Consider the following 24,471-nt stretch of genomic DNA (forward strand, 5'->3'; position numbering starts at 1 on the left):
ACTGCTTGATGTATCCAAAGCATGTCACATCTCGAGGGTAAGTGCGAAATGTAAACTTCCCATTGCAAAGGAGACTAAATCATGAACGTACCTTCATCATTGTTTAAACCGTTCACATCTGACAAACTTACCTTGCCCAATCGAATTGTTATGGCACCGATGACGCGGGGATTTTCACCGAGCGGTGTGCCAGGGCCCGATGTGGCTGACTATTACCGCCTTAGAGCGGCTGGCGGCGTGGGACTTATTATTACAGAAGGCACAGGGATCAACCATCCATCCTCAGTAAGTGGTGAGAACATTCCACTTTTTTATGGAGAAGAAGCGTTGCAAGGATGGGCGAATGTGGTCAAGGCTGTTCACGATGCCGGCGGGAAAATAATGCCTCAACTCTGGCACGTTGGCACTGCAAGGCGTTCTGGAGATTTACCTAATGCAGAGGCTCCCCCGGTTAGTCCATCCGGAATCAGTATGGCTGGTGAAGCGGCTTACGAACCATTAACGGAAGAGGAGATCCATGAGCTTATACAAGCCTATGCTCAAGCAGCGGCTGATGCGAAACGTATCGGTTTTGATGGAATTGAGTTACATGGTGCGCATGGATATTTAATTGATCAATTTTTCTGGGCGCAGACGAATCGCAGATCTGACAAGTATGGCGGAGATTTAGTACGCCGGACACAGTTTGCAGTCGAAGTGATCGAAGCTTGCCGTGCTGCAGTAGGACCTGATTTTCCAATTGTTCTTCGCTTCTCGCAATGGAAAATGGGCAGTTACGAGGCAAAACTGGTCGAATCGCCAGAGGAGCTGAAACAGTTTTTGGAACCGCTCAGTGCAGCGGGGGTAGATATTTTCCATTGTTCCACACGTCGTTTCTGGCTTCCGGAGTTTGAAGGTTCTGATCTCAATCTTGCCGGCTGGACCCAGAAAATAACGGGTAAACCCGCGATTTCGGTTGGTTCAGTAGGTCTAGAGGCAGAGTTTGTTGAACGTGGCAGTGAAAAGCAAGAAACGGGAGATGCTCATCTTGACTTACTGGATGATAAGATGAAGAATGGGGAATTTGATCTAATTGCACTTGGACGTGTGCTACTAAGTGATCCCGAATGGCCGCTTAAAGTGCAAGAGGGACATAATGCTGATATCATTCCTTTTACAAGTGAAGTATTATCCAAATTGCACTGAGAATTTCATTATATGAAAAATTCAAAATAGTAATACTTAACATGTGATTACATCCATAACAACGGGATAAAAAGGTGTTTAAAATCAACAGCAGAGCCGCCGCAAGGCGGTTTTTTTATTCCCAATTTTATTTTTCCAATAACCATCCTCTTAAACAAAGAACTTAATACCCACCATTCTCAAAAATAAATATTTCATCATATGAAAAATTCACAATAGAAAGCGGAATTCCGCATATACCCAGAACGCATCCACTATGCTTACTCCCGCCCACTGTTAAAACAGCTATTCATGCCATATCCAGGTACAAGAAGCAAGAATACTTTTCACATCTATATAAGTTTAACTATTCTTTTACACAATAACGGAGAGGACAGAAAAAACCTGAAAAAGCGGAGCGTTCGCCTTTATCATCGGATTTTCCCCTTTGGAAAAGAGAATCAAAAAAATCTGGGGGTAACCGCTACTCTCCAGGTTATTCTGTCATCGGAGTGGGCCGTGTAAAATCTTTAGTTCAACTTATATAAGACCTATTTTGAAAATCATTTACCTTATGGTAAGGTTAGCCTGAACGAATTCCAAAATTTTCAGAACCGATAAGACATAAGGAGGAAGAACATCCTTGAACATGAATAGAAGCGTGCGTTTGAATCGGAATTTCAGATTTGTACTGGTGCTGTCTGTGATTGCAACTCTGAGCCTTGTACTGGCCGCATGCGGACAATCTCCAAAGCCTTCAACTGCAACAGGTAACAATAATGGAACAGCAGCGGGCCAAAATCAATCACCGTCTGGGAATAACGCCGCTGCACCTCAAGATGAAGTACATGAAGAACCTCAGGATGAAACACAGGAAGAGATTGATCCGGTAAAGGAACAGCTTCAGCAACTAACGCTGGAGGAAAAAGTAGGCCAGATGATTCTTGCTGGTGTGCAAGGAACAGCGTTGGATGAACAGGCGAAACGAATGATTGCTGACCAGAAGATAGGCGGCATTATTTTTTATGCCAACAACGTAACAACCCTTCAGGGAACGGCCGCTTTTGTGAAATCGATCAAAGAGGCGAATCAGCAAAACCCGGTTCCCATTCTAATGAGTGTGGATCAAGAGGGCGGTAAGGTAAGTCGCATGCCAGAGGCGGTTGAGTCGATCCCGTCCAATCGAAAAGTAGGCAAAACCAATGATACGAAGCTTGCTGAGAAGATGGGCGCATTGCTGGCGAGACAGATCAAGCTTGCGGGTTTTAATGTTGATTTTGCACCCGTGCTGGATATTAACAGTAATCCCAAAAATCCAGTCATTGGAGATCGTTCCTTCGGCACTACTGCTGACCTGGTTACACGTATGGGGATCGCCGAGATGAAAGGACTTCGTAGTGAAGGGGTCATCCCGGTGGTGAAACATTTTCCAGGCCACGGTGATACTTCCATCGATTCTCATCTGGACTTGCCTGTGGTGAACAAATCGGAGAAACAGCTTGCAGAACTGGAGTGGATTCCGTTTCAGGCGGCGGTAAAACAACAGGCCGAGGCGGTAATGGTTGCCCATATTTTGTTTCCCAAGCTGGACCCGAATTACCCGGCATCCCTATCAAAAGTGATCATCGGGGATCATCTGCGCGGAAAATTCAAGTATGACGGTGTAGTGATCACTGATGATCTGAGCATGGGAGCGATCTCGAAAAACTACCCATTGAACAAGGCTGCAATCGCAACGGTTCAGGCCGGAAGTGATATTTTGCTGGTGGCTCATAGTTATGAAAGTGCTAAAACGATCTTTGATACTTTAATTAGCGCAGTGAAGTCAGGCAAAATCAAGGAGTCTCGTATTGACGAGAGTGTGTATCGTATTCTTGCATTGAAACAGCATTTCAAGTTGTCTGACGACCAAGAGGCTACTGGAGATGTAAAGCAGTTAAACGCAGATATTCGAAGCTGGCGCAAGCAAGTCGATGCCCGCTGATCTATCCTGTGTTATGATTTGGCTATAAATAGAGAGACATTTGCCATCATAACAGGTTAGAGGAGAGAGCTTTTCATGTATACCATTATGATTATTGAAGATGATCCCAAGATTGCGGGACTGCTGAAATCACATATCGAGCGTTATGGGGACCGAGCTGTATCCGTTGAGGATTTTGAGAATGTGACGGAACAATTCAAACAGCTTCAGCCTCATGTTGTATTACTGGATATCAACTTGCCGAGCTATGACGGGTTTTACTGGTGCAGGCAGATCCGAACGATATCGACATGTCCGATCCTGTTTATTTCCGCGCGAAGTGGCAAGATGGATCAGGTTATGGCGCTGGAGAACGGGGCTGATGATTATATTACCAAGCCGTTTGAACATGAGATTGTTATGGCTAAAATACGTAGTCAGTTGCGCCGGGTGTATGGAGATTATGCTGCCCGAGATGAAGAACGTAAGGTCGAACTGAACGGACTCGTGGTGTACTTGGAAAGGCTTGAGATTGAACTCGGCGATCAGAAAGTGCAACTCACCAAAAAGGAAACGATTCTACTGGAAACGCTGATGCGTCGCAGTCCCAAGCTGGTCAGTCGGGAAACCATTTTGGAGAAGTTATGGGATGACTCGTTTGTGGATGATAATACCCTTAGCGTTAATATTACCCGGGTACGGAAACGTCTTGCCGAACTAGGCATTACCGATGCGCTGGAAACGGTGAGAGGCTCCGGATACAGGCTGATTAATAACTGGAAAGCGACATCATCGTTATGAAGTTGTTTATTCGAGAACATATCGCTCTGACGTGCTGGGTGTTTGCGATGATGTTCACCGTGGTCGCTGTATTTTGGTACGATGGATACGATCATTGGAAGACGGCGCTATATGCCGTAGGACTGGGCTTGTTTTTGTATGTCGGTTATCTGGTGTATCGTTACATGTCACATCGAGCCTTTTACACCCGTATGACTCAGCCCGTGAAATCGCTGAATGAATTGGTAGCATTACATGAAACGGCGCCGTTATCAGCCTCTTTGGAAAAACTGCTGGATTCCCAGTACGGCCAATATCACGCACATCTGAGCCGGCTCGAACAAAAGCAACAGGAATATCTTACGTTTATGAACCAATGGGTACATCAGATGAAAACACCGTTATCGGTCATTGAGCTGACCGTGGAAGAAGAAGAGGACGATGATGCTCGTTTTCGCAGTATTCGTGAGGAAGCAGATCAGATGCGACGTGGATTGGAAACGGTCCTATATGTCGCAAGGCTGGATACCTTCGAGCAGGACTTCAGCGTGGAACCGGTTGAACTGCGAGTGGTAGGTGAAGAAGCGATTCATGAGTTGAAACGATTTTTCATTCGTAACCATGTGTATCCCGAGATGCAGATTGATGCTTCGCTGGTGGTGCAATCTGATGCAAAGTGGGTTCGATTTGTGCTAGTACAGCTGTTATCCAATGCCATCAAGTATGCTGCAGGCAGTGGACAGAAAGTGCATCTTCGCGCCTACGGAGCGGAGCAGAAGGTCATACTGGAAGTTCAGGATCATGGGATTGGTATACCCAAATCAGACCTGAACCGGGTGTTTAGACCCTTTTTTACTGGGGAGAACGGAAGGCATTTTAAGGAATCTACTGGCATGGGGTTGTACATCGCAAAAGAAGTGCTGACACGTATGAATCATCAGATTGAGCTTGAATCGGTATACGGGGAAGGAACGACAGTCCGAATTACCTTTTCGGTTTGAACGCAAGATAATGAATAATTAGACCTGATTTTATATATGAAGATGAATATGAATTACATGTGAAATAACGACGCCTTTTGCCGTGCTGGGAGGAAGGCGTCTTTTTCTTGCGATTTCTGAGGGGGACGGAACCTTACAATATTGTCATGTTGGTGAAAGGTTAACCCATAGGAGAATGAGTGAAGTTTCGGGTAGACTGTAGTCAGAAGGTTAGCGAAGAAGATAAGTACTTAGAAGTTAAAATTAGACTTTAATCGTTAAAGGAGTTGTATGTATGGAGATATGTTCCGTCAAACAGATCAGCAAAATTTATAAAGGGATTGTATCCTATGAAGCCTTGTCAGGGATTGATCTTAGTATCCAAGAGGGAGAGTTTGTGGGTATTATGGGGCCGTCCGGTAGTGGCAAAACAACGTTGCTGAACATGATTTCAACCATTGATCATCCGACGTCAGGGGAATTGCGAATTGCGGGTCAGAATCCATTTGATCTGGGAGCAGATCAGCTGGCTTTGTTCCGGCGTAGAGAATTAGGCTTTGTCTTTCAATCCTTCAACCTGCTTAACACACTGACGGTGAAGGAAAATATCGTGCTCCCATTAACACTAGACGGTATTTCCGTTCGGGAGATGAATGCGCGAGTTGTGGAGCTTGCTAACAAATTAGGCATTGAAGGAATTTTAAACAAACGCACGTATGAAATATCGGGCGGACAGGCACAGCGGACAGCGATCGCTCGAGCGTTAATCCATTCTCCCAAGCTGATTCTGGCGGATGAGCCGACGGGAAATCTGGATTCCAAGGCTGCCAAGGATGTGATGGAGATTCTTGAACAGCGCAATCGAGAGGATCAGGCGACGATGTTGCTCGTAACCCACGATGCTGTGGCAGCTAGTTACTGTAGCCGAGTGGTTTTCATTAAGGATGGTCAGTTATATAACGAAATTCATTACGGTGATAACCGCGCGGCCTTCTATCAAAAGATTATAAACGTATTATCCCTGATGGGAGGCTCTGGACATGAATTTTCGCCAGTTCGCCATTAATAACGTTGTTCGAAACAAACGAATTTATCTGGCTCATTTTCTAAGCAGTACGTTCTCGGTTATGATCTTTTTTATCTATGCGTTGCTGCTGTTCCACCCGGATTTACAAGATGGTTTGAAAGGTTCTTCCCAGACGGTGACGGTGCTTGCCAACCAAGGCCTGATGATTGCTGAAATCATCATTTTCATATTCTCTTTCCTGTTTCTGCTGTATTCGGTCGGTTCATTTCTGAAGACTCGGAAGAAGGAGTTTGGTATCTTCCTGATCATCGGCATGACTCGTAAGCAGATGAACCGACTTTTATTTATGGAAAATATGTGTATCGGCGTAGCTTCCATCGTGGCGGGGATAGGACTTGGACTGATCTTCGGTAAATTAGTTTTGCTCATTTGCGGTTCCATGCTTGCGGTGGAGAACAGTCTGAGATTTTATTTTCCGCTCAAAGGCATTCTGCTGACAGCCGGAGCGTTTCTGTTGCTTTTTGTGGTCATTGCTCTATCATCCTCATTGCTGATTCGTAAGGGAACGTTGATTGAGCTCGTGAAGTCAGAGGAAAAACCAAAACCTGAACCTAAGGCATCCCCGCTGCTCTCACTGCTCTCGGTTGTGCTAATTGGTGGAGGGTATACAGGTGTATTTATTTTCGCGTGGGGATCATATATTTTCCCTTTATTGTTTGGCAGTGTGCTCAGTGTAATTGCAGGTACGTATCTTCTGTTCACGCAGCTGAGTGTATATGTCATTCGGGCATTGAAAAAGAAAGAAGGATTGTTTTACCGCAAGACCAATCTGCTCTTTCTGTCCGAGCTTACCTATCGCATGAAAGATAACGCCGTGATGTTTTTTATGGTCAGTGTTATCTCGGCTTCTGCGTTTACGGGCATTGGCAGCATGCTGACTATAGGTGATCCAAGACTGTCTTCCATGACGAATCCATATGCTTTTACGTATACAAATTCAGGCTTTACGGATTCTGCGGTCGTTGATCGTCAGATCCAAAAAATTGAAGAGACGCTGGTTAATCGCGAAGTTTCATATGTAAAAGGTAGTTACCAGCCTCTCTATGAGAACAATAACAACTACATCATCAAACTGAGTTCATATAACCGTCTTGCCAAAGCGCTTGGTTATGAAGAACGGGTGCTGGATCGCAATGATCTGGCGTTTAATACAGCACCCAATATTACTGCACGCAATAAACTGTTAGATACGAAAAAGGACAGTTACCCATACTCCGCTGACTTATATGTTGGTGAACAGCAGCATTTACAAATGCAGATGTTGCCACCGGCAACCGATATCGTGATTCCGATGGAGGGTGAGGCGGGCGTCTACGTTGTTTCTGATGACCTGTATTCCAAGATTCGAGAAGCATACATTGCAGAGATTAAGATGGATGTTGATTTTTACTCTGATCAGACGACATTTTTTGTGGTAAAAGACTGGATGTCGACACGCAGTTTTGCTTCGGAATTGCTGGATACGATTGAGAAAGACCGTCCGGAGAAGGGATATGTTCAGTTCACTTCTCTTGTCGTAGACTGGCTGAATAACAAACAAACCAATGGCATCATTCTCATCGTAAGTGGATTGATCGGTATTGTGTTTTTCACCTTCGCGGCGAGTTTCACCTATTTCAGGCTATATGCAGATCTGGAGCGAGATGAGGCACAGTATCGCATGATTGGTAAAATGGGACTTAGCCGCCCGGAGCTACGCAAAATTGTAACAAGACAGCTCGTGTTGATGTTTTTCCTGCCGCTTCTCGTGGCTTTGATTCACAGTACAGTTGCATTTACGGCGCTGTATCAGATGGTTCAGTTTTCGATTCTAGATGATAGCCTTGGCGTATTTATGGTGTTTGTCACGATGCAACTTATCTTCTTTGCCATAGTACGCTGGCGTTATCTGCGTCATATGTATTCGAAGCTCGTGTAAACTAGCAGTGCACCTTATACATTTCACTACGTTTTATGAGCCTTGGCCGGGAGGTCAGGGCTTTTTCTTTTTTAGTTAAGAAAGATTTAAGATAGAGGAATTAGCAGGAATGAAGGGATTTGATATATAGTAAATATTAATATATAGAGAAAAGAATAATTCAAAGCTGAAGAACGGCGATAAATCTATTGTTTAAAGGTAATGCATTTGTCCGGTTCAGCATTGCACTGGCCCTGATTTTGGTTAATATCTATTTATTATCCTGTGTGAGCACGCCTAGAGGGCAGAAATGTAACTGTGCGTAAACCGTGGTAGAATAGAAGGGATAACATCCATACTTAGAACAACAAAAAAAGATCATAAGGAGAGGAACTTATGTCTGAAATCATTGAAAAAACTGTAACCGAAGCGGAATATATTGCACCTCCAGCGATTCAGCTTGGAACCATTCATATTTCTAACGATGTCGTGTCCAAAATTGTGGGCATGGCCGCGCAAACCACTCCAGGAGTGTCTTCCATGTCTGTTGGGCTGACGGAAGGTCTCGCCAAGAGCATCAGCGGTAAAAGTCTGCAAAAAGGAATTGACGTTCATATTCAAAATGATGAAGCGTCCATTCAATTGCGCATTAATGTGCAATATGGCCGCAAGATGCACGAGGTCTGTCAGGAACTGCAACATAACGTACAGCAAGCGGTGGAGCAGATGGCGGGCGTAATCGTGAAAGAAGTTAAAGTGCAGGTTGTCGGCATTGCCATGCCTGAGAACGTGTAAATCGTATAATTTTTTTAATAGGTAAGCACCTTCCTAAGATGGGTTCATGGGGAAGGTGCTGTTTTGTGTTTTCGATAGTAAGTGGGAGCTTCACCCAGCACTTTTTTGAACATTTTGGAGAAAAGAAGTTGGTCTGTATACCCGACGGAACGGGCAATATCCCCGATACTCAGGCTAAGATCGAGCGTCAGCTCGGCTGCTCTGCGCATACGATAATGGACGAGATAAGATTGAATGCTGCTTCCGATCTGATCTTTGAAGAGTGAACACAGATAACTTCGCTGCAAGCCGATGTGGGAGGCGATGGACTGCACTGTAATGGCGTTGGCATAGTTCATCTCGATAAAATCAATCACTTGGGTTACATATGTTTCTTTGCCGTATTCTGCAGTGGGCTGAACGTTCTCGTCATGCGAATGATCAATCAGGATGGCAAAAAACTGATAGAGCCATCCGGTCATACTAATCTCCCAGCCTTTATGAGCCGTGCGAGAATGGATGATCCGGTGCAGACATGAGCGCATCTCATCGTCTTCTTCACCGAGATCAAAAATGGGGTGCTGTTCCGATAAAGAGGCTTGTTGTAAAAAGGAAGCACTATGCGTGCCCTGAAATGCAACCCAGCTATACTCCCATGGATCATCTTGATCAGCTTTATAATGTACCACGGAATGTGGCACGATCAAGAAGCCTTGCCCCTTACGTAGTTGATAAGTCTTCCCTGCAACTTCAAATGTGCCCTTGCCGTTCAGAACATAGTGAATTTTATAGTAATCCCTCATTGCTGGGCCGAAGTGGTGCCCGGGTGTGCAGGCTTCAGTACCATAATGAAGGAGCTGCAACTCCTGAAAATGTGTGTTTTTGAACATATACGTAATCATTACGTCCACTCCTGTGAGAATCAATTGATTCTTGCATTTTAACATATATAGAATTGTAATTGGTACTTAAATTGAAGTATAAGTTTAGCTATAACGATCATTTTTACATATCAATGTAGTGATAAACCATATCGTTTATGCAGAAAAATGACTAAGATAAAAGAGTATTAACGGCTGGGCTTGACCTACTTTACAGAAAAGAGTGAATTCACGATGCCTTATATTGCAAATGAACAACGTTATGATGATATGAGCTATTCTCGCTCAGGCAAATCGGGAATTAAGCTTCCACAGATTGCACTGGGATTATGGCAGAATTTTGGCGGCAATCGCACGCTGGATATTCAGGAAGAAATGATTTTACGCGCGTTCGATCTCGGTATTAACCATTTTGATCTGGCGAATAACTATGGGCCACCTCCAGGGTCAGCAGAAGAGAACTTTGGCGTGATCTACCACAAACATTTGCGTCCTTACCGAGATGAGCTGCTGATCTCTTCTAAGGCAGGGTACCATATGTGGAGCGGCCCTTACGGCGAGTGGGGTTCCCGTAAAAATTTGATTGCCAGTCTCGACCAGAGCTTGAGCCGAATGGGACTGGACTATGTAGACATTTTCTATCATCATCGTCCAGATCCAGACACGCCACTGGAAGAAACGATGACAGCGCTGGATCACATCGTAAGGCAAGGTAAGGCGTTATATGTGGGCTTGTCCAACTACAATGCACAACAGACGCAGGAAGCAGTGACGATTCTGCGCGGGCTCGGAACACCTTGTCTTGTTCACCAGCCGAATTATTCCATGCTGAATCGCTGGATTGAAGAGGGTCTGCAAGATGTGCTGGACGAGCAGGGTGTAGGTTCTATCGCGTTTTGCCCGCTCGGTCGGGGTCAGTTAACGAACAAATACGTGGACAAAATCAAAGCGGAACGGGCAAATCCTACAGGTAATTTGAAAAAGGAATCCTATACCGACGAACGTATCGCGAAATTTGAAGCGCTACAAGCTGTGGCAGAACGACGAGGACAGACGATTTCACAACTTGCACTCAACTGGGTATTACGTGGTAACCGTGTAACGTCCGCATTGATCGGAGCCAGCCGAGTATTGCAGATTGAAGAAAATGTTGCTGCACTCAAGGCTCCTGAATTAACAGCCGCAGACCTGAGTGAGATCGATACGATTTTGGACGGCATCGGAAATATTCCTTGGTAAACGTCTTATATAGGTAATGTTTATATTGAGTACCTTTTCTCTCTATAGAGAAGGGGTACTTTTTATGTTTAGAAGGGAAGAACTGGCGTATCGAGTAGCATAAGGTTTATACTGGAATGATTCGTTATTAGGTTATCAGATGAGCAAGAAAGGGAGATGCATCATGGAGTTTTATCGATTTGATCAAGAGAGCGGCAAACAGATCACGAAATTTGGTTCCGACTTTGTGATGTCTCGAATCATTCAAACTAGTGGGAACGCGCATATAGGCTGTATGCATATACCCGCTAATGGTGTGGTCGGATACCACCAGGCGGTGTCCCCGCAACTAATGCTCATTATGACAGGAGCAGGACGGGTCCGAAGCGGGAACGATGATTTTATCGAAGTAAAAGCGGGAGAGGCTGTTTTTTGGGAAAACGGAGAATGGCATGAAACCATATCAGAGATCGGTCTAACAGCTATTGTCATCGAGAGTGAAGCATTGAACCCCTCAGCATACATGACTCCCAAAGAAAGTGGCCTCTAGATATCACGAATAGAATGAGAAAATCGCGTTCTTATGATAAAAAGGTTGTTGTTCATAGTACCTGGTCATAGGATTTGATGTATAATATAAAGACGTTATATAAATGAACTATTTTTTACACATAAACGGAGAGGACAGAAAAAACCTGGAGAAGCGAAGTTAAAAGCTTTCTGTAAGAAAGCTACATCGTAAGCATAAGCTTCGCCTTTATCATCGGATTTTCCCTTTAGAAAAGGGAATCAAAAAAATCCGGGGATAACAGCGATGGAAAGGTTATTCTGTCATCGTAGTGGATGTGTAAACCTGTTCAATTTATATATATTTGAATGATAAAGGAGAGGCTCCATTTGAATTTTGAACAGTGGATTGCGCCTGAAAACTATAACCTGACATCCGAGATGGAGAATCACCCGTCAGACCGGATTGCACTTAGATGGCTCAGCGATCAGCAAGAAGTAGAAGAGATTACGTACGGTGATTTGTTAAAACAGGCGAACCGTCTGGCTGGAGGACTGCGTGAACTTGGTTTGGCGAAAGGAGATCGGGTGCTGGTCATGGTACCACGCCGGATTATCGCTTATGTGATATATATTGCATGTCTGAAACTCGGCATTGCTGTGATTCCATCTTCGGAGATGTTACGTGCGAAAGATTTGGAATACCGTCTGCGGCATTCATCGGCGAAGGCAGTCATTGTATGGTCTGAGACCACATCAGAAGTGGAAAAAATGGATTCCGACCTGCCAGCACTTGCCCATCGTATCGTTGCATCACCTAACGGAGACCATACCGTGCCTGGAGAAGGCTGGGTTAACGTACATCAATTGATGCAGAATCAGCCAGATGAAATGGCTGCTGTTCAGACGCACCGTGATGATATGGCTATTCTGGCGTATACCTCTGGCACGACGGGCAATCCAAAGGGCGTCGTACATAGCCACGGCTGGGGTTATGCACATCTGCGGATTGCATCCACGTTATGGCTGGATATTCAGCCGACAGATACGGTGTGGGCAACAGCAGCACCTGGATGGCAAAAATGGATCTGGAGCCCGTTCTTGTCGGTACTCGGAAGAGGGGCAACAGGTTTGGTATACAACGGCTCATTCCAGCCAAAGCGTTACCTGGAGTTGATGCAGGCGCATCAGATTAACGTGCTCTGCTGTACACCGACGGAATACCGCCTGATGGCAAAAACGGATGATCTCGGACATTATGATTTATCCCATCTTCGTAGCGCTGTATCGGCGGGAGAACCGCTGAATCAGGAAGTGATTGAAATCTTCCAGCGCCATTTCGATCTCACCATCCGCGATGGTTACGGACAGACGGAAAGCACGCTGTTAATTGGCAGTTTGAAGGATGCTCCTGTGCGCATAGGTTCGATGGGTCAGTCCATTACCCCGGGATTGATCGAGATTATCGGTGAAGATGGACAACCTCTACCTGCTGGGGAGGTTGGAGATATTGCTGTGCATCAAGACATGCCAGCGCTGTTCCGTGCTTATTATCAGGACGAGGGTCGCAAGGAAGCGAACCAGCGCGGGGAGTATTTTGTCACAGGTGACCGGGCAAGCAAAGACGAAGAAGGGTACTTCTGGTTTGAAGGCCGCAGTGATGATATTATCATCAGCTCGGGATATACCATTGGGCCGTTTGAGGTGGAAGAAGCGCTCATGAAACATGCGAGTGTGAAAGAGTGTGCTGTCGTTGCAAGTCCGGATGAAATTCGTGGTAACATTGTCAAAGCCTTTGTTGTGCTCCGAGACCCTTCCCAGGCTTCATCGGAACTCGCTCATGAACTGCAAAGACATGTGAAGGAATGGACAGCACCTTACAAATATCCACGCAAAATTGAATTTGTAACGGATCTACCCAAGACCAACTCAGGTAAAATTCGCCGCATTGAACTCCGTGAACAGGAAAAACGCAACGGTTAGTTTGCGGACTGTGTATAGAGCGATATAGAGGCTAAAGATGAAATAACATTTTTGATTGATGAAGTTTAAGAATACAACAATTTGAAATCTTACCGAAGCAGGAGTGAACCTAACATGAGCTCGTTTGAACAATCTTTTGCAACATCATTGGAACAATACGCTGAACTGGTCGTCAAGGTTGGTGTGAATATCCAGAAGGGACAAGACCTACTGGTAACAGCACCGATTGAAACATTGGAGTTTACACGTCTAATCGCTCAAAAAGCTTACGCGGCCGGAGCCAACTATGTACAAGTCGATTTCGAGGACGATAATATTACACGTAGCCGGTTTGAGCATGGTTCGGATGATAGCTTTGACTATTATCCGAAGTGGAAGGGCGACATGATGGAACGTTTCGCCGAAGCTGGAGGAGCAACACTGACAATTAAAGTTCCTGACCCAGACTTGTACAACGGAATTGAAGCGACCAAAGTATCCCGTGCAACCAAAGCGGCAGCAGAGGCACGCAAAGGATATTCCAAATATACACGTAACCATGACATCAGCTGGTGTCTGATCAAAGCGCCAACCAAAGCTTGGGCCAATAAAGTGTTTGCCGACATTCCTGAGGAAGATCGCATCAACGTGATGTGGGATACCATCTTCAAGATGAATCGTGTGGACGGCGGAGATGCTGTACTGAACTGGAAAGAGCATATTGAGACGTTGAACAAAATGAGTGAGTTACTCAATCAGAAAAATTATAAGAGTTTGCACTATCGTGCACCAGGTACGGATCTGAAAATTGAACTGGTAGACAACCACATCTGGGGCGGTGGCGGCAGTGAAAACAAACAAGGGGTCTACACCGTCGCGAATATGCCGACAGAAGAGGTATTTACGATGCCGAAGCGTAGCGGTGTGAACGGTTATGTTAGTAGCACGATGCCGCTGAATCTGAACGGACAGCTGGTAGATCAGATGCGAATTACATTTAAAGATGGTCAGGTTGTTGCGTATACAGCGGCTTCTGGCGAAGAGCATCTGAAGAACCTGTTTGCGACAGACGAGGGGGCTCGTTACTTGGGAGAAGTGGCGCTTGTGCCGCATGATTCGCCAATCTCGAATCTGAATCGTATTTTCTATAATACGGGCATTGATGAGAATGCATCCTGCCATCTGGCTGTCGGAAGTGCGTATCCGTTCAACATGAAGGGCGGCACATCGATGTCGAATGAAGAACTGTTGAAACATGAATGCAATGTAAGCCTGACACATGTCGATTTCATGATTGGTTCTGCGGAACTGGACATCGACGGGGAGTTACAGGACGGTACGATTGAGCCGGTATTCCGCAAAGGAAACTGGGCATTTTAATATGAAATGCATAGTCTGTTAACGATGAAACGATAAGTGCAATTCTGGTGTAGTCAAATCAATAACAGATGCAAGTAGAAAAGTGACTTCCATTGAAGTCACTTTTCTGTTTATATTCAGTCATTAGGGAGCATATAAGACTAAGTCTGGGATAAAACATGTAAAGTGTAAGCAACTGTGGAATCATCACCTTCCATGCTTTCTGAATACCCTCAGCCGTATGAGGAAGCGTGAAAATGATAGTCTGGTAGCATTGTAAACCACCCAAAGAACTCATAAAATAGGCATAATATGATATGTACAGTGAGCCGTACGTAAAAGTGGTTAGGGAGGAGAATAGATGATGAATATGGATGGAATGGATATTACAAACGCCTTTACAGATGAACTTTTCAAGCAATACATATTAGCAAATTATTGTGATCAACGGGGTTATATTCGGGCACAAGATGTGAGTGAAGTGGAGACCCTGGAGCTTCCCAAAGTTGGTATGAAAAATCTTCAAGGCATTGAATATTTCACCGAACTTAAGGTGCTCGATTGCACGTATAATGCGTTGATCAGTCTGAATGTTGAACATAATCTGAAGTTGAAAACGTTATTATGCAGAGAAAATCAAATTGTTGAGCTGAAGTTGAACTCCAATACAGAGCTTGAAACATTAGATTGTAGCTTTAATTGTTTGCGTAAACTGGAACTGTCGCAGAATCCCAAGCTGATAGCGATTGAATGTAGCTGGAATTTGCTCTCTGAACTGAAAGTAGGGCATCTAAAGCAATTGCAAAGACTTGCATGCAGCTACAACACACTTTTCTCACTGGATATGGTAAGTAATGAGCAGCTAACTTATTTGGATTGTTCGAGCAATGATCTTATTGAGCTTGATGTCAGTGGCTGTCCTGCTTTACTGGAGCTTCGCTGTCATCACAATCAACTTAAAAGTCTGGATCTCCGTTCCAATTACCGTCTGGAAAGTGTGCGTTGTTTCAATAATCATATTCGTGAACTGGATTTACGTAATAATACCGAACTTGTGGAACTATATTGTTCTGAAAATAAGTTGAAATCACTTGACGTAAGCTGTAATTCCAAGATGGAGCGCATGCAGTACGGTGATAATCTCATCATGGAACGGGATCATGAAGTTCCAGGTATGGGTACATTTCAATATGATAATGAAACGACGATGTATCATATGAATATGCAGGAGGAAGGAAAAGAGCTGCGAGTTACGGCACGAATTTCAACGAAGGCCGGTATGGATGCATTGTCCGCTTCTTTCGAAGCTGCTTGGGAACAATGGCATGTCCTGCGAGAACGGGCGCTTCATATGATTGGTAACGCTCATCCAGACGAGGATGTAAATACTTTGGCGCTGGCAGATGTAGAATTTCAAGCAGATGGCAGATTAAAGTTGGGATTTGATGCTGGTGATACGCCAGCCGGGCAGCTCTATATCTATGCGGAATTCGATAGCGATCTCCAGATCTCGGATGAGTTAATATATGAAACGTATTAAAACAACGGAATGTTAAGAAGGCTATTAAGGCATTCAGTAACTTGATTAAGTTCTACACACGAAAAAGCCACGAAGTCGAAGTCGTGGCTTTTCAAGCATTTTTAATTTAGGAAAAAGATCGGGTAACAGTTATTCGGCATTCATTTTATTAAAGCTAACATATTCATGTATGGGTTTCCGATACCCGCGCGGACGCTGTTTGGATTCTGATTTTTTGCCAATGGTAATCATCATCGCAGGTACATAATGATCCGGAATGCCCAGACTTTGCTGCAGTTCTTCAGCGTTAAATCCAATCATCGGACAAGTATCCCAGCCACGATCCTGAGCGATCAACATGAATTGCATCGCTGATAAGCTGGCGTTACGGATGGCATCCTCACGTTGGAAAAATCTACCACGAGTTTCGTAGAATTCAATAACGCTCTGTGATTCCTGCTCGTATTGAAACGGTGTCATTGCGCCCAAGTTAAGCAATCCTTCGTTGATCGTGCGAATATGATGATGTGCGTTGACATCCCCTAACACGATGATGACCGCAGAAGCTGTTTTCACTTTATACTGCTGAGAAGCCTGATATACTTTCTCTTTCTGAGCTTCATCGGTCAATACAAGATAATGAGTGTGTTGCAGGTTAAACGCGGACGGCGCAAATTTGTTCAAAGCAAACATTTCTTCCAATTCGGACTCTGAAATTTCAATTCCTTCTTCAAAAATAACAGCAGATCTGCGGTTTTTAACCAATTGGTCCAATTCGCTCATGTTGTTTACCTCACTTATGTATAGTTTGCTTGCTTATAAAGTGAATATAACATACTTAATTACTTTATGTAAGTATTATTTTTGAATAAGACAAGATATGCTCGCCATACGCTAGTAGAAAACAGCAGAGGTGAGTCATGAGATCATTCATCTTCAGATTAAAATCAGCTTGGCGGCATCGTGAGTTCCAGGTTTATGTCTTTGAATCCTCTGCCCTTAAAAAGTTTGTGGTGGTGGAGATCATACTGGGTTACATTGTATACAAAACAGCCTTTTATCTGAGCCACAACGATTTACTGGCAGGGGCAAGTTCCTGGGCGGGTACCGAAGGTGTAAAACGGTTGCCTGTTTTGATTCGGCGTATTGCTGGAGTCTGAAAAATGTTGAATAGTTGATCTGTAACCGTGTGGGATACGTGACTGCTTTCAAGAACACTTTCTCAGAATACATTGGCGCAAAGATGCTTTCCTGGAACTATAGCTATCTTGTAATTGATATGGAGAAGGGGCGAGTGGGCCCGTTCTCCAGGTATCGATCTGCAAATGAATAGGTTGAGTTACTAAGCTGCTTGCCAATCAAGAGCTTATTTTGCACGTTCCAAATATTGCTCCAAAGTTAATTTTTGGCTAGTAATCTCGCCAGCAATGTAGACACCAACATAACGGACATGCCAAGGCTCATATGAATATCCGGTTAACTTCTCTTGATCTTTGCCATAACGGATAATAAAACCGTATTTGTGGGCATTGGCTTTCAGCCATTTGCCTTCTTTGGTGTTGCCAAAACTTTGCTGAAGATCATAACCTGCCGAAGCGCTGGAAATGTCCATGGCGAGTCCGGTTTGATGTTCGCTCTGTCCTGGACGAGCACTTGTTTTGTTAGCAACAGCTTCGCCTTTGATGCTGGCATTACGGTCAAAGATTGCTTTCTGCGTAGCATATGAACGGTAGCCCGAAACGGCTTTGATATCGATACCGTCTTTTTTTGCGGCGGCAAACAATTTCTCCATTGCTGACGCTGCGACTTTACGCATCTGTTTCTTCGGACTTGAGCCGGAGAAGCTGAATGGGATATTAGGAACGACCAGATCTTTCGGCTCGTAAGTGGATGGTAAGTTTCTTTTTTTATTCACAAGCACAACGGTGCTGGATAGATTAGTCACGGTAGCAACGCCTTTGCTAGATGTCGTAATGGTACGGCTTGGAGCATTATCTTTCAGAAATTTAGAGAAGGTTGAGCTTGCCGCAGAGGCAACTGGGTTAAAGATTTGGTTGATTGGAAGTGTAGTAAACGCTGTGCTTGCAAGCACTGAGCCAACCAGAAGTGTCGATATGATGGATTTGCGAGTAAATGATGACATGATGGGAATTCCTCCTTGGAATATATTAATCTATAAACCAAGTATACTGGAGGATTATGTCCATAGGTTCTCCAAATGTTTCCGACTTGTAAACAAAGTTTGCTAGAATCTATTTTATTGGAAAATTAGATGAAAGTTCGAATATCGCATATTTCAGGATGAAGGTCCTAGAAAATCGGTTGCTACCGGGCAAAAGATGCTGGAAGGAGAAATGTAAACGGTGGGGGAGTAAGGTGACAATGAGTAAAGACATAAAGAACTTAAAGAGCACAAAGTAAAGAGCATAAAGGGAATAAACAGGGAGGGCCAAGTTATTCATCAGCAAATTCAAGGCACAAGCAAGTAAAACAATTTAAGCAAGTAACTCGAGGCTTTTACCCAGTAAACTGTAAAAAATCTAACGATCACCACAGTGCTTATTCTACGAAAAAAGCCCATTTTTATAATCAAATACTGCTTTCAGGCTAAATAACGTTACTGGTGATCGATAGATTTTCAATTTACTATTTTGGAGCTAAATAAGGTTCCTCATGATCATTAGAAGTTGCTCCAAGCATCTGGTGCTTGAGAAAGCTGGAAAAATCATCTTTACATGCTTTCCTACAAGGGTCGTAATACGCTGCGTACCTGCTGTTTAGGATAGTGTACAAGCGTTTTCCGCACTAGGTGTACCTACTGCGGCAGCACGTGCATCACGGAGCCGGAGATTACTGCTGATTACACCCGAATCACTGCTCAAAGTAAAGGCAGGATAGTTTTCTTGTGCATCCAGCTTCATGTTTGATTCCAGGTTAAGCTGGTGTTTGGGGTCCACGTAGAATGGAACAAAGTTGGTTTCAATCTGCTCATCCAGCGCAGCCAGTTCATCAACAATCAGCAGTACGACAACACCGTTACATCCACAGCCTTCCATATCGTAAAATACTTTGAAATAACCCGGTTGATCATTCAAACTTGTTGTTAAACGTTGTGCCGCCAGATCAGTAATTTGCATATGCATATCGTTTCACTCCTCTATATATTGACCTCGTCATAAATGGTTAAGGAACATTCAGCCTGTAATGCCATTATACCACTTTGTCGAAAATTAAATCACTCATTTTCTTGACTGATCAGTCTGGAAAGTATATGATGAGTTTAACGAAGAGGAGGTGGGGACAGCAGTTGGGAAGAGCGAAAGAGTTTGATACAGAACAAGTATTGCGAAAAGCGACTTCTGTTTTTGGTGCTTATGGTTATGAAGGGACCTCTTTAACGGTATTACTTAATGAACTCGGCATTGCCCGGCAAAGCCTCTATGACACTTACGGAACAAAACATGATTTGTTTGTCTCTGCTCTGAAATTTTACGTGCAGCAGAAAACAGAAGCATCGACACAACTGTTAGAACAAAGCGGCAGTGTACGTGAGGGTGTGCAACAATTGTTTGAAGAGGTGGTAAACGTCTTAGCCGATCCGGATCGGCGCAACGAATGTTTTATCATTAACAGCGCGATAGAACAGGCACCTCAGCAACATGAGATCGCTGCGTTTATACAGGCGAATAATCGCTGGATGGAGAACGTATTTTACACAGTACTTTTACGAGGGTGCAATACGGGAGAGTTACAGTTACAAGAAGAAGAACTGCATCGTATCGCACGGTTTCTTAACTATTCAAGGCTTTCGTTCACATATACGGCGAAGAGTGGTGCTAGTGAGGAAGAAATGCGGGAACTTGTGCAAACGACTTTGAAGGTTTTGGATTAAACGTTTAATAAATGAACGCCTTAAGCGTTTATTTTTTTAACTATTCTAGACTGATTAGTCCGAAAAGGAGAGGGTTTAAAATGAAAGAACAACAACAGGCGGACAATGAGCAAAATGTGCCCAAGCAAATCATGCAACACTTCACAGGGCTTTTGCTTGAGGGGAAACTTGATGAGTGGGCAGAGCTGTTTACCACGGATGCCATTTTTGAATTTCCTTATTCACCTCCGGGTTATCCGCAGCGGCTGGAAGGGAAATCAGCCATTTTCAATCATGTGAATGCGTTGTTTAAATTTCTCAAAATTCATCAATTTAGCGAACCGACCATTTTAATCGATTCAGACCAACAAAGATTTGTAGCAGAATTCACTTGTGAAGGCGTATTTCTGAGTACAGGGAAGCCATACAATCAAACATATATTTCTGTCGTCAGCTATAATTATGACAAAATTACGCATTACAGAGACTATTGGAATCCTCTTATCGTAATGGAATCGGAAATGGGAGGTGTTGTAGATGAGCAATGAGAAACCTCTTACACTCATTACCGGAGCGAGTGGCAAGACAGGAAGTCGCGTGGCTGCACATCTACAGAAACAAGGTTATCCGGTACGTTTGGCTGGAAGAAAGCTTCCGTCGTCCACAGATTCTCGTGGGAATCATGTCTACTTTGACTGGTATGATCCTGCGACATATGGCGCAGCACTAAAGGGTATTAATCAAATTTATCTTGTTGTGCCACAGATGGATATAAATCCAGAGAAAGTGATGGTTCCTTTCATTCAGGAAGCGATATGGAGTGGAGTGAAGCGTTTTGTGTTGCTGGGAAGTGCATCTGTCGATGAAGAAGGGCCCGTTTTTGGCAAAGTACATCAAGCCTTGAAAAAGCTTGCGCCAGAGTGGGCTGTGTTACGTCCTTCTTATTTTATGGAAAATTTCACGGAGGGTCCTCATCGACAGTCGATTGCCCAGTTTCGCAAAATATATAGTGCAACGGGTGAGGGGAGAATCGGTTTTGTAAGTGCGGACGATATAGCAGCTGTTGCCTTCCATGCCCTAACCGATACTGTGCCTCATAATAGAGAGCACATCATAACGGGACCGGAATCGTTATCCTATGCAGAGGTGGCGCAGAAAGCCAGTGAAATAATAAATCAGCCAATCCAGCATGAATCGTTATCGGAAGAGACTTTAAGAAACCAGATGATTCAAGTAGGGATGCCTGAGAATTATGCGATAATGCTTGCAGGTTTGGACACTCATATTAGAGAGGAAGGAAGAGAAGATCAGGTAACGGATACTGTTCTTCGCATAACGGGTAATCAACCACGATCCATCGAGCGCTTGTTTTCAAAACAGATGATGGAGTAGCATGGATGAGAAAATCGATGAGTAATCTTCGTGGGGATATTAGATGCATACATGATCTATCATTACAATGGATAAGCACATCAGTGAAGCACACAAGGTAGTTTACAAGGTAAATATACAGGATACGTCGAATTCGTATATGTATAGACGAAACTTTGAAAAATATGTTCTTGCAAAAGTGGAAGTAGAACTTGCAACTGTTATATCTCCGCACATAGGAGTACTGGATATATGGGGGTTGCAAGATTCGCTTTTGCAAGGAATGGCAGAAAGGATGGGAATGAAGATGTCCGTCAACTTTACAAACCTTGAACGAGGAAGCTGGACAACAGAGCCTGTTCATACCCAACATGATGGAGAGAGGTTGATTGTACAGGCTCAGGAGGGTAGCGATTTCTGGGAAGAGACGTTCTATGGTTTCTGTCACCGAAATGGTCATGCCTTGCTTGCGCCGTGGGATGGGGAACAAGCTGTTGAAGTTTCGTTTGATCTAAGTTCTTTTACAGAATTATATGATCAGGCGGGATTAATGCTGTGGCATGGAGAACATCAGTGGATTAAAGCCGGGGTTGAAGTCAATGATGGTGTCGTGCATGTCGGCGCTGTTGTCACAGATCAATTTTCAGATTGGTCACTCTCACCTGTACCGGAGTGGGGGGGACGAATCGTTACCATTCGTGCATCGTATCACCAGGAATCCGTTGTCATTCGTGCGCGTACAGATGAGCATCCTTGGCGTACGATTCGAGTGGCGAGATTTGCTTATCCAACCAATAAGCAGGCAGGACCGTTCCTTTGCTCGCCTAAACGGGCAGGCTTTGAGGTTGCTTTTACAAGATGGACCTATACTCCACCAGATGCAGACTTGCATACCGATCCACCAATTAGCGGGTAAACGCAGAGAATAGATTCTGTAAGGGAATCAGTGAATCAAAATGTATAGAAGATGTATGAGGGTTCGTTTTATCGGATGGATGATGGAGGGCATTTAACTCATATGCGAATTCAGAAGGCCATGACTCATTACCGATTCAAATCCGACGGAGAACAACGCCTGAAAGGCGTGTACCCTATCCAAAATGTAAACAGCTACCACAGCCAATTGAAGAAATGGAAGGATTGCTTCGATTGTAAGAATAAAAAAACTTCGGTTTTCTGCTTCTTCTTGTTAAGCTAGAGGGCAGTTATGCGTAACTTTCAGGGAATGTAAACATCTAAATAACGTAAGAAACGAGGAGGCAGACAATTTATGGGGGAAACGAATGTATGGGATGCGGAGTGGGAGGTTAATGAAGAGCAGGCGCAGACGCTGATCGGCAGACAATTCCCTCAGCTGTCATCAAAGCAAGTGAAGCGATTGGGATGGGGCTGGGACAATACGGTTTTTCTCATCGGTGACGAGTATGTGTTCCGGTTTCCAAGAAGGACGTTTGCAGTTGGTCCAATTCGTATGGAAGGGAAGCTGCTACCGAAGCTGGATGCATATTTGACCATCCCTTATCCGAAACCGTTATTCTATGGCGAAGCAAGTGACGAATACCCGGCACCATTTCTCGGTTATGCCCACGTGCCAGGAGATTTCCCAATTGGTTTGGCGGAAGAACGCCGGGCTTTATCGGCAGAGACGCTGGCGAAATTTTTGCGGAGATTACATGAGTTTCCGGTGCAGGCGGCGCTGGAGTGCGGAGTTCAGCAAGATCATCGAAACTTGACGGACATCGCATCGCGCAAAGTGAAAATGGAGGGTTTTCTATCGAAGGTAGTCGAACACTTGTCGCCGGAAGAGTTCGGTGCAATCGAAGCATATATTGGCAGTCTGCCACAGGACCGTGTGGAGGCCGTGAATAAAGTGCTACATGGAGATCTTCATTTCAAAAATATGCTTGTGAATGAGAGCGGGATCGTTTCCGGCATCATTGATTGGGGGGATCTGAGTGTAGGTCATCCGGCTTGCGATTTGAGCATTGCTTATAGCTTTTTACCACCATACGCTCGCGGCGTGTTTTTTGAAACTTACGGAGGAGCGGACGAGGAAACGAAGTTGCTGGCGCGTCTAATCGCTGTATACATACCTATACTGATCTTAATGCAAGCGATCGATGACGGGAATGAAACGATTGCGGCAGAAGCGAAATCCAACATCATGCGGGCACTGTCGGATTAGGTTCATTATTTCGTTCCGGCTAAGAGGCTATGGCTATCAACACCATTTTGGCGTTTATAGTCGCGATAAGGTACGATCCGCCTCCTCAGACGCCGCTTTACATCTACGAACACGGAATTCAACAGAGTAAGTCGTTACGCTAACGGGACACGATTGTAATAAACCGCCTTTTCAACAAAGGCGGTTTTCTTATGGTCAAATATCAACATTAGAATTTAACATAGCTTTAATGTTTAATCGCGTTACATTCAATGAATGCTTCATGAGCCTGCTAGCGAAAAATTGTATTCTGGCAGAAAATGCTCAAGTACGTTCATAGGATGGCTCGATGAGCGATTAGAGGTAGCACTATATTACATTTTAGAATAAATTTGCCTCTGCACTGGTCTGGTTACTTCTGTTCTGGTTCTTGAGTGAGCTCGTCGTCTTGTTCTTCCTTGTCCTGCATTTCGCGCATACGTTCTTCGTAATCGTCCAGGAACCATAGCGGGTCCATATTATCTTCTTCGCCGTTATAGTTAATGAGGATTTCTTCGCCAGCCTTAATGTCCTTATAAGCATAGAAATCAAAGGTGTGATTTTCGAAGTTGATATCATACGTGGCATTAGGCTCGTAGGAATGATTAATCAGACTGCCGTATCCTAACAGGATCGCGGTATGATTAGCACCGTATTCGAAGACGTAATCCTCCAGAATTGTTTTCTCAATATGCTCGTGATCTTCATTTGGATAAGGCACCACGGGGGCCTGATGGATCAGTTGACCTTTTGCAATATCCACTGTAGCAAATACCCCGCGATTAAATTCTCCGCCGTCACCCAGCTTGGACTGTTTTACTTCAATCATGACATTCACCTGATGCTCTCGCTGAGAGCTCCGTTCTATATAATGGTTGTAATTCGTTTAAGGCAAAATTTTACCGCATACGCCGGGATAAGGCAAATCGAACATC

General features: G+C 44.3%; 23 protein-coding genes and 1 pseudogene. 19 read left to right on the forward strand and 5 right to left on the reverse strand.

Translation table 11 applies throughout. From position 1 onward, the window contains the following. Positions 1–81 precede the first annotated feature (81 nt). The 7 genes from BLQ13_RS22755 to BLQ13_RS22785 all read left to right on the forward strand — a co-directional run bounded on the left by BLQ13_RS22755 (position 82) and on the right by BLQ13_RS22785 (position 8,666). The gene (locus BLQ13_RS22755) at positions 82–1,185 is read left to right on the forward strand and encodes an NADH:flavin oxidoreductase (protein ID WP_090923981.1); all 1,104 of its coding nucleotides are present in this window, start codon (positions 82–84) and stop codon (positions 1,183–1,185) included. 628 nt (positions 1,186–1,813) lie between these two features. After that, a complete protein-coding gene (gene nagZ, locus BLQ13_RS22760) occupies positions 1,814–3,148 on the forward strand; it encodes a beta-N-acetylhexosaminidase (RefSeq protein WP_244159432.1) in 1,335 nt (444 codons plus the stop codon). Positions 3,149–3,223: 75 nt separating this feature from the next. Further along, complete coding sequence (locus tag BLQ13_RS22765) at positions 3,224–3,928, forward strand: response regulator transcription factor (protein WP_090923982.1); 705 nt, start codon at positions 3,224–3,226, stop codon at positions 3,926–3,928. Then, positions 3,925–4,908, forward strand: a complete 984-nt coding sequence (locus BLQ13_RS22770; RefSeq protein ID WP_090923983.1) for a sensor histidine kinase — start codon at positions 3,925–3,927, stop codon at positions 4,906–4,908. The genes BLQ13_RS22765 and BLQ13_RS22770 overlap by 4 nt, the downstream gene beginning before the upstream one ends. Positions 4,909–5,182: 274 nt before the next feature. After that, positions 5,183–5,953: an ABC transporter ATP-binding protein gene (locus BLQ13_RS22775; RefSeq protein ID WP_090923984.1), complete on the forward strand. Its 771-nt coding sequence runs from the start codon at positions 5,183–5,185 to the stop codon at positions 5,951–5,953. Then, positions 5,928–7,892 (forward strand): FtsX-like permease family protein, encoded by a 1,965-nt coding sequence (locus BLQ13_RS22780; RefSeq protein ID WP_090923985.1) that lies wholly within the window; start codon positions 5,928–5,930, stop codon positions 7,890–7,892. The genes BLQ13_RS22775 and BLQ13_RS22780 overlap by 26 nt, the downstream gene beginning before the upstream one ends. Positions 7,893–8,267: 375 nt before the next feature. After that, complete coding sequence (locus tag BLQ13_RS22785) at positions 8,268–8,666, forward strand: Asp23/Gls24 family envelope stress response protein (protein WP_090923986.1); 399 nt, start codon at positions 8,268–8,270, stop codon at positions 8,664–8,666. 44 nt (positions 8,667–8,710) lie between these two features. Here BLQ13_RS22785 and BLQ13_RS22790 read toward each other — a convergent pair whose 3' ends face one another. Further along, positions 8,711–9,547 carry an AraC family transcriptional regulator gene (locus BLQ13_RS22790; RefSeq protein WP_090923987.1) on the reverse strand — a complete coding sequence of 279 codons (837 nt, stop codon included), beginning with the start codon at positions 9,545–9,547 and terminating at the stop codon, positions 8,711–8,713. A 213-nt stretch (positions 9,548–9,760) separates the two neighbouring features. On the opposite strand from BLQ13_RS22790, the gene BLQ13_RS22795 reads away from it, so the two are divergent. From BLQ13_RS22795 to BLQ13_RS22815, 5 genes are all read left to right on the forward strand, one after another. Continuing rightward, complete coding sequence (locus tag BLQ13_RS22795; RefSeq protein WP_090923988.1) at positions 9,761–10,765, forward strand: aldo/keto reductase; 1,005 nt, start codon at positions 9,761–9,763, stop codon at positions 10,763–10,765. Between the two features lie 163 nt (positions 10,766–10,928). Beyond that, positions 10,929–11,294, forward strand: coding sequence for a cupin (locus BLQ13_RS22800; RefSeq protein WP_090923989.1), 366 nt, complete (start codon positions 10,929–10,931; stop codon positions 11,292–11,294). Between the two features lie 326 nt (positions 11,295–11,620). Further along, on the forward strand, positions 11,621–13,234 hold the full coding sequence (gene mbcS / locus BLQ13_RS22805) for an acyl-CoA synthetase MbcS (protein ID WP_090923990.1): 1,614 nt from the start codon (positions 11,621–11,623) through the stop codon (positions 13,232–13,234). Positions 13,235–13,348: 114 nt separating this feature from the next. Beyond that, on the forward strand, positions 13,349–14,593 hold the full coding sequence (locus tag BLQ13_RS22810; protein WP_090923991.1) for an aminopeptidase: 1,245 nt from the start codon (positions 13,349–13,351) through the stop codon (positions 14,591–14,593). A gap of 340 nt (positions 14,594–14,933) precedes the next feature. Next, on the forward strand, positions 14,934–16,112 hold the full coding sequence (locus tag BLQ13_RS22815) for a leucine-rich repeat domain-containing protein (RefSeq protein ID WP_244159425.1): 1,179 nt from the start codon (positions 14,934–14,936) through the stop codon (positions 16,110–16,112). Between the two features lie 129 nt (positions 16,113–16,241). Here BLQ13_RS22815 and BLQ13_RS22820 read toward each other — a convergent pair whose 3' ends face one another. Then, positions 16,242–16,874 carry a nitroreductase family protein gene (locus BLQ13_RS22820; RefSeq protein WP_090923992.1) on the reverse strand — a complete coding sequence of 211 codons (633 nt, stop codon included), beginning with the start codon at positions 16,872–16,874 and terminating at the stop codon, positions 16,242–16,244. A 137-nt stretch (positions 16,875–17,011) separates the two neighbouring features. On the opposite strand from BLQ13_RS22820, the gene BLQ13_RS22825 reads away from it, so the two are divergent. Next, entirely contained in the window at positions 17,012–17,251 is a 240-nt protein-coding gene (locus BLQ13_RS22825; protein WP_090923993.1) for a hypothetical protein, read from the forward strand. A 206-nt stretch (positions 17,252–17,457) separates the two neighbouring features. Here BLQ13_RS22825 and BLQ13_RS22830 read toward each other — a convergent pair whose 3' ends face one another. Next, positions 17,458–18,234 (reverse strand): M15 family metallopeptidase, encoded by a 777-nt coding sequence (locus tag BLQ13_RS22830; protein ID WP_090923994.1) that lies wholly within the window; start codon positions 18,232–18,234, stop codon positions 17,458–17,460. Between the two features lie 634 nt (positions 18,235–18,868). Continuing rightward, positions 18,869–19,234: an iron-sulfur cluster biosynthesis family protein gene (locus tag BLQ13_RS22835; RefSeq protein WP_090923995.1), complete on the reverse strand. Its 366-nt coding sequence runs from the start codon at positions 19,232–19,234 to the stop codon at positions 18,869–18,871. A 164-nt stretch (positions 19,235–19,398) separates the two neighbouring features. Between BLQ13_RS22835 and BLQ13_RS22840 the strand changes: the two genes are divergently transcribed. The 6 genes and pseudogenes from BLQ13_RS22840 (at position 19,399) to BLQ13_RS22860 (ending at position 23,518) form a co-directional block, all read left to right on the forward strand. Beyond that, entirely contained in the window at positions 19,399–19,983 is a 585-nt protein-coding gene (locus BLQ13_RS22840; protein WP_090923996.1) for a TetR/AcrR family transcriptional regulator, read from the forward strand. 80 nt (positions 19,984–20,063) lie between these two features. Next, a complete protein-coding gene (locus BLQ13_RS22845; protein WP_090923997.1) occupies positions 20,064–20,510 on the forward strand; it encodes a nuclear transport factor 2 family protein in 447 nt (148 codons plus the stop codon). Next, the gene (locus BLQ13_RS22850; RefSeq protein ID WP_090923998.1) at positions 20,500–21,354 is read left to right on the forward strand and encodes an NmrA family NAD(P)-binding protein; all 855 of its coding nucleotides are present in this window, start codon (positions 20,500–20,502) and stop codon (positions 21,352–21,354) included. The genes BLQ13_RS22845 and BLQ13_RS22850 overlap by 11 nt, the downstream gene beginning before the upstream one ends. 286 nt (positions 21,355–21,640) lie before the next feature. Then, a complete protein-coding gene (locus tag BLQ13_RS22855) occupies positions 21,641–22,249 on the forward strand; it encodes a DUF1349 domain-containing protein (protein ID WP_090924067.1) in 609 nt (202 codons plus the stop codon). Between the two features lie 83 nt (positions 22,250–22,332). Beyond that, positions 22,333–22,468 (forward strand): annotated as a pseudogene (locus BLQ13_RS28380) (IS1595 family transposase); the annotation flags it as partial. A 135-nt stretch (positions 22,469–22,603) separates the two neighbouring features. Continuing rightward, positions 22,604–23,518 (forward strand): phosphotransferase, encoded by a 915-nt coding sequence (locus BLQ13_RS22860; RefSeq protein WP_090923999.1) that lies wholly within the window; start codon positions 22,604–22,606, stop codon positions 23,516–23,518. Positions 23,519–23,909: 391 nt separating this feature from the next. On the opposite strand, the gene BLQ13_RS22865 is transcribed toward BLQ13_RS22860, so the two are convergent. Next, the gene (locus tag BLQ13_RS22865; protein ID WP_090924000.1) at positions 23,910–24,365 is read right to left on the reverse strand and encodes an SET domain-containing protein; all 456 of its coding nucleotides are present in this window, start codon (positions 24,363–24,365) and stop codon (positions 23,910–23,912) included. Between the last annotated feature and the right edge of the window lie 106 nt (positions 24,366–24,471).

It is taken from the genome of Paenibacillus polysaccharolyticus, assembly GCF_900102085.1.
GTDB lineage: Bacteria > Bacillota > Bacilli > Paenibacillales > Paenibacillaceae > Paenibacillus > Paenibacillus polysaccharolyticus.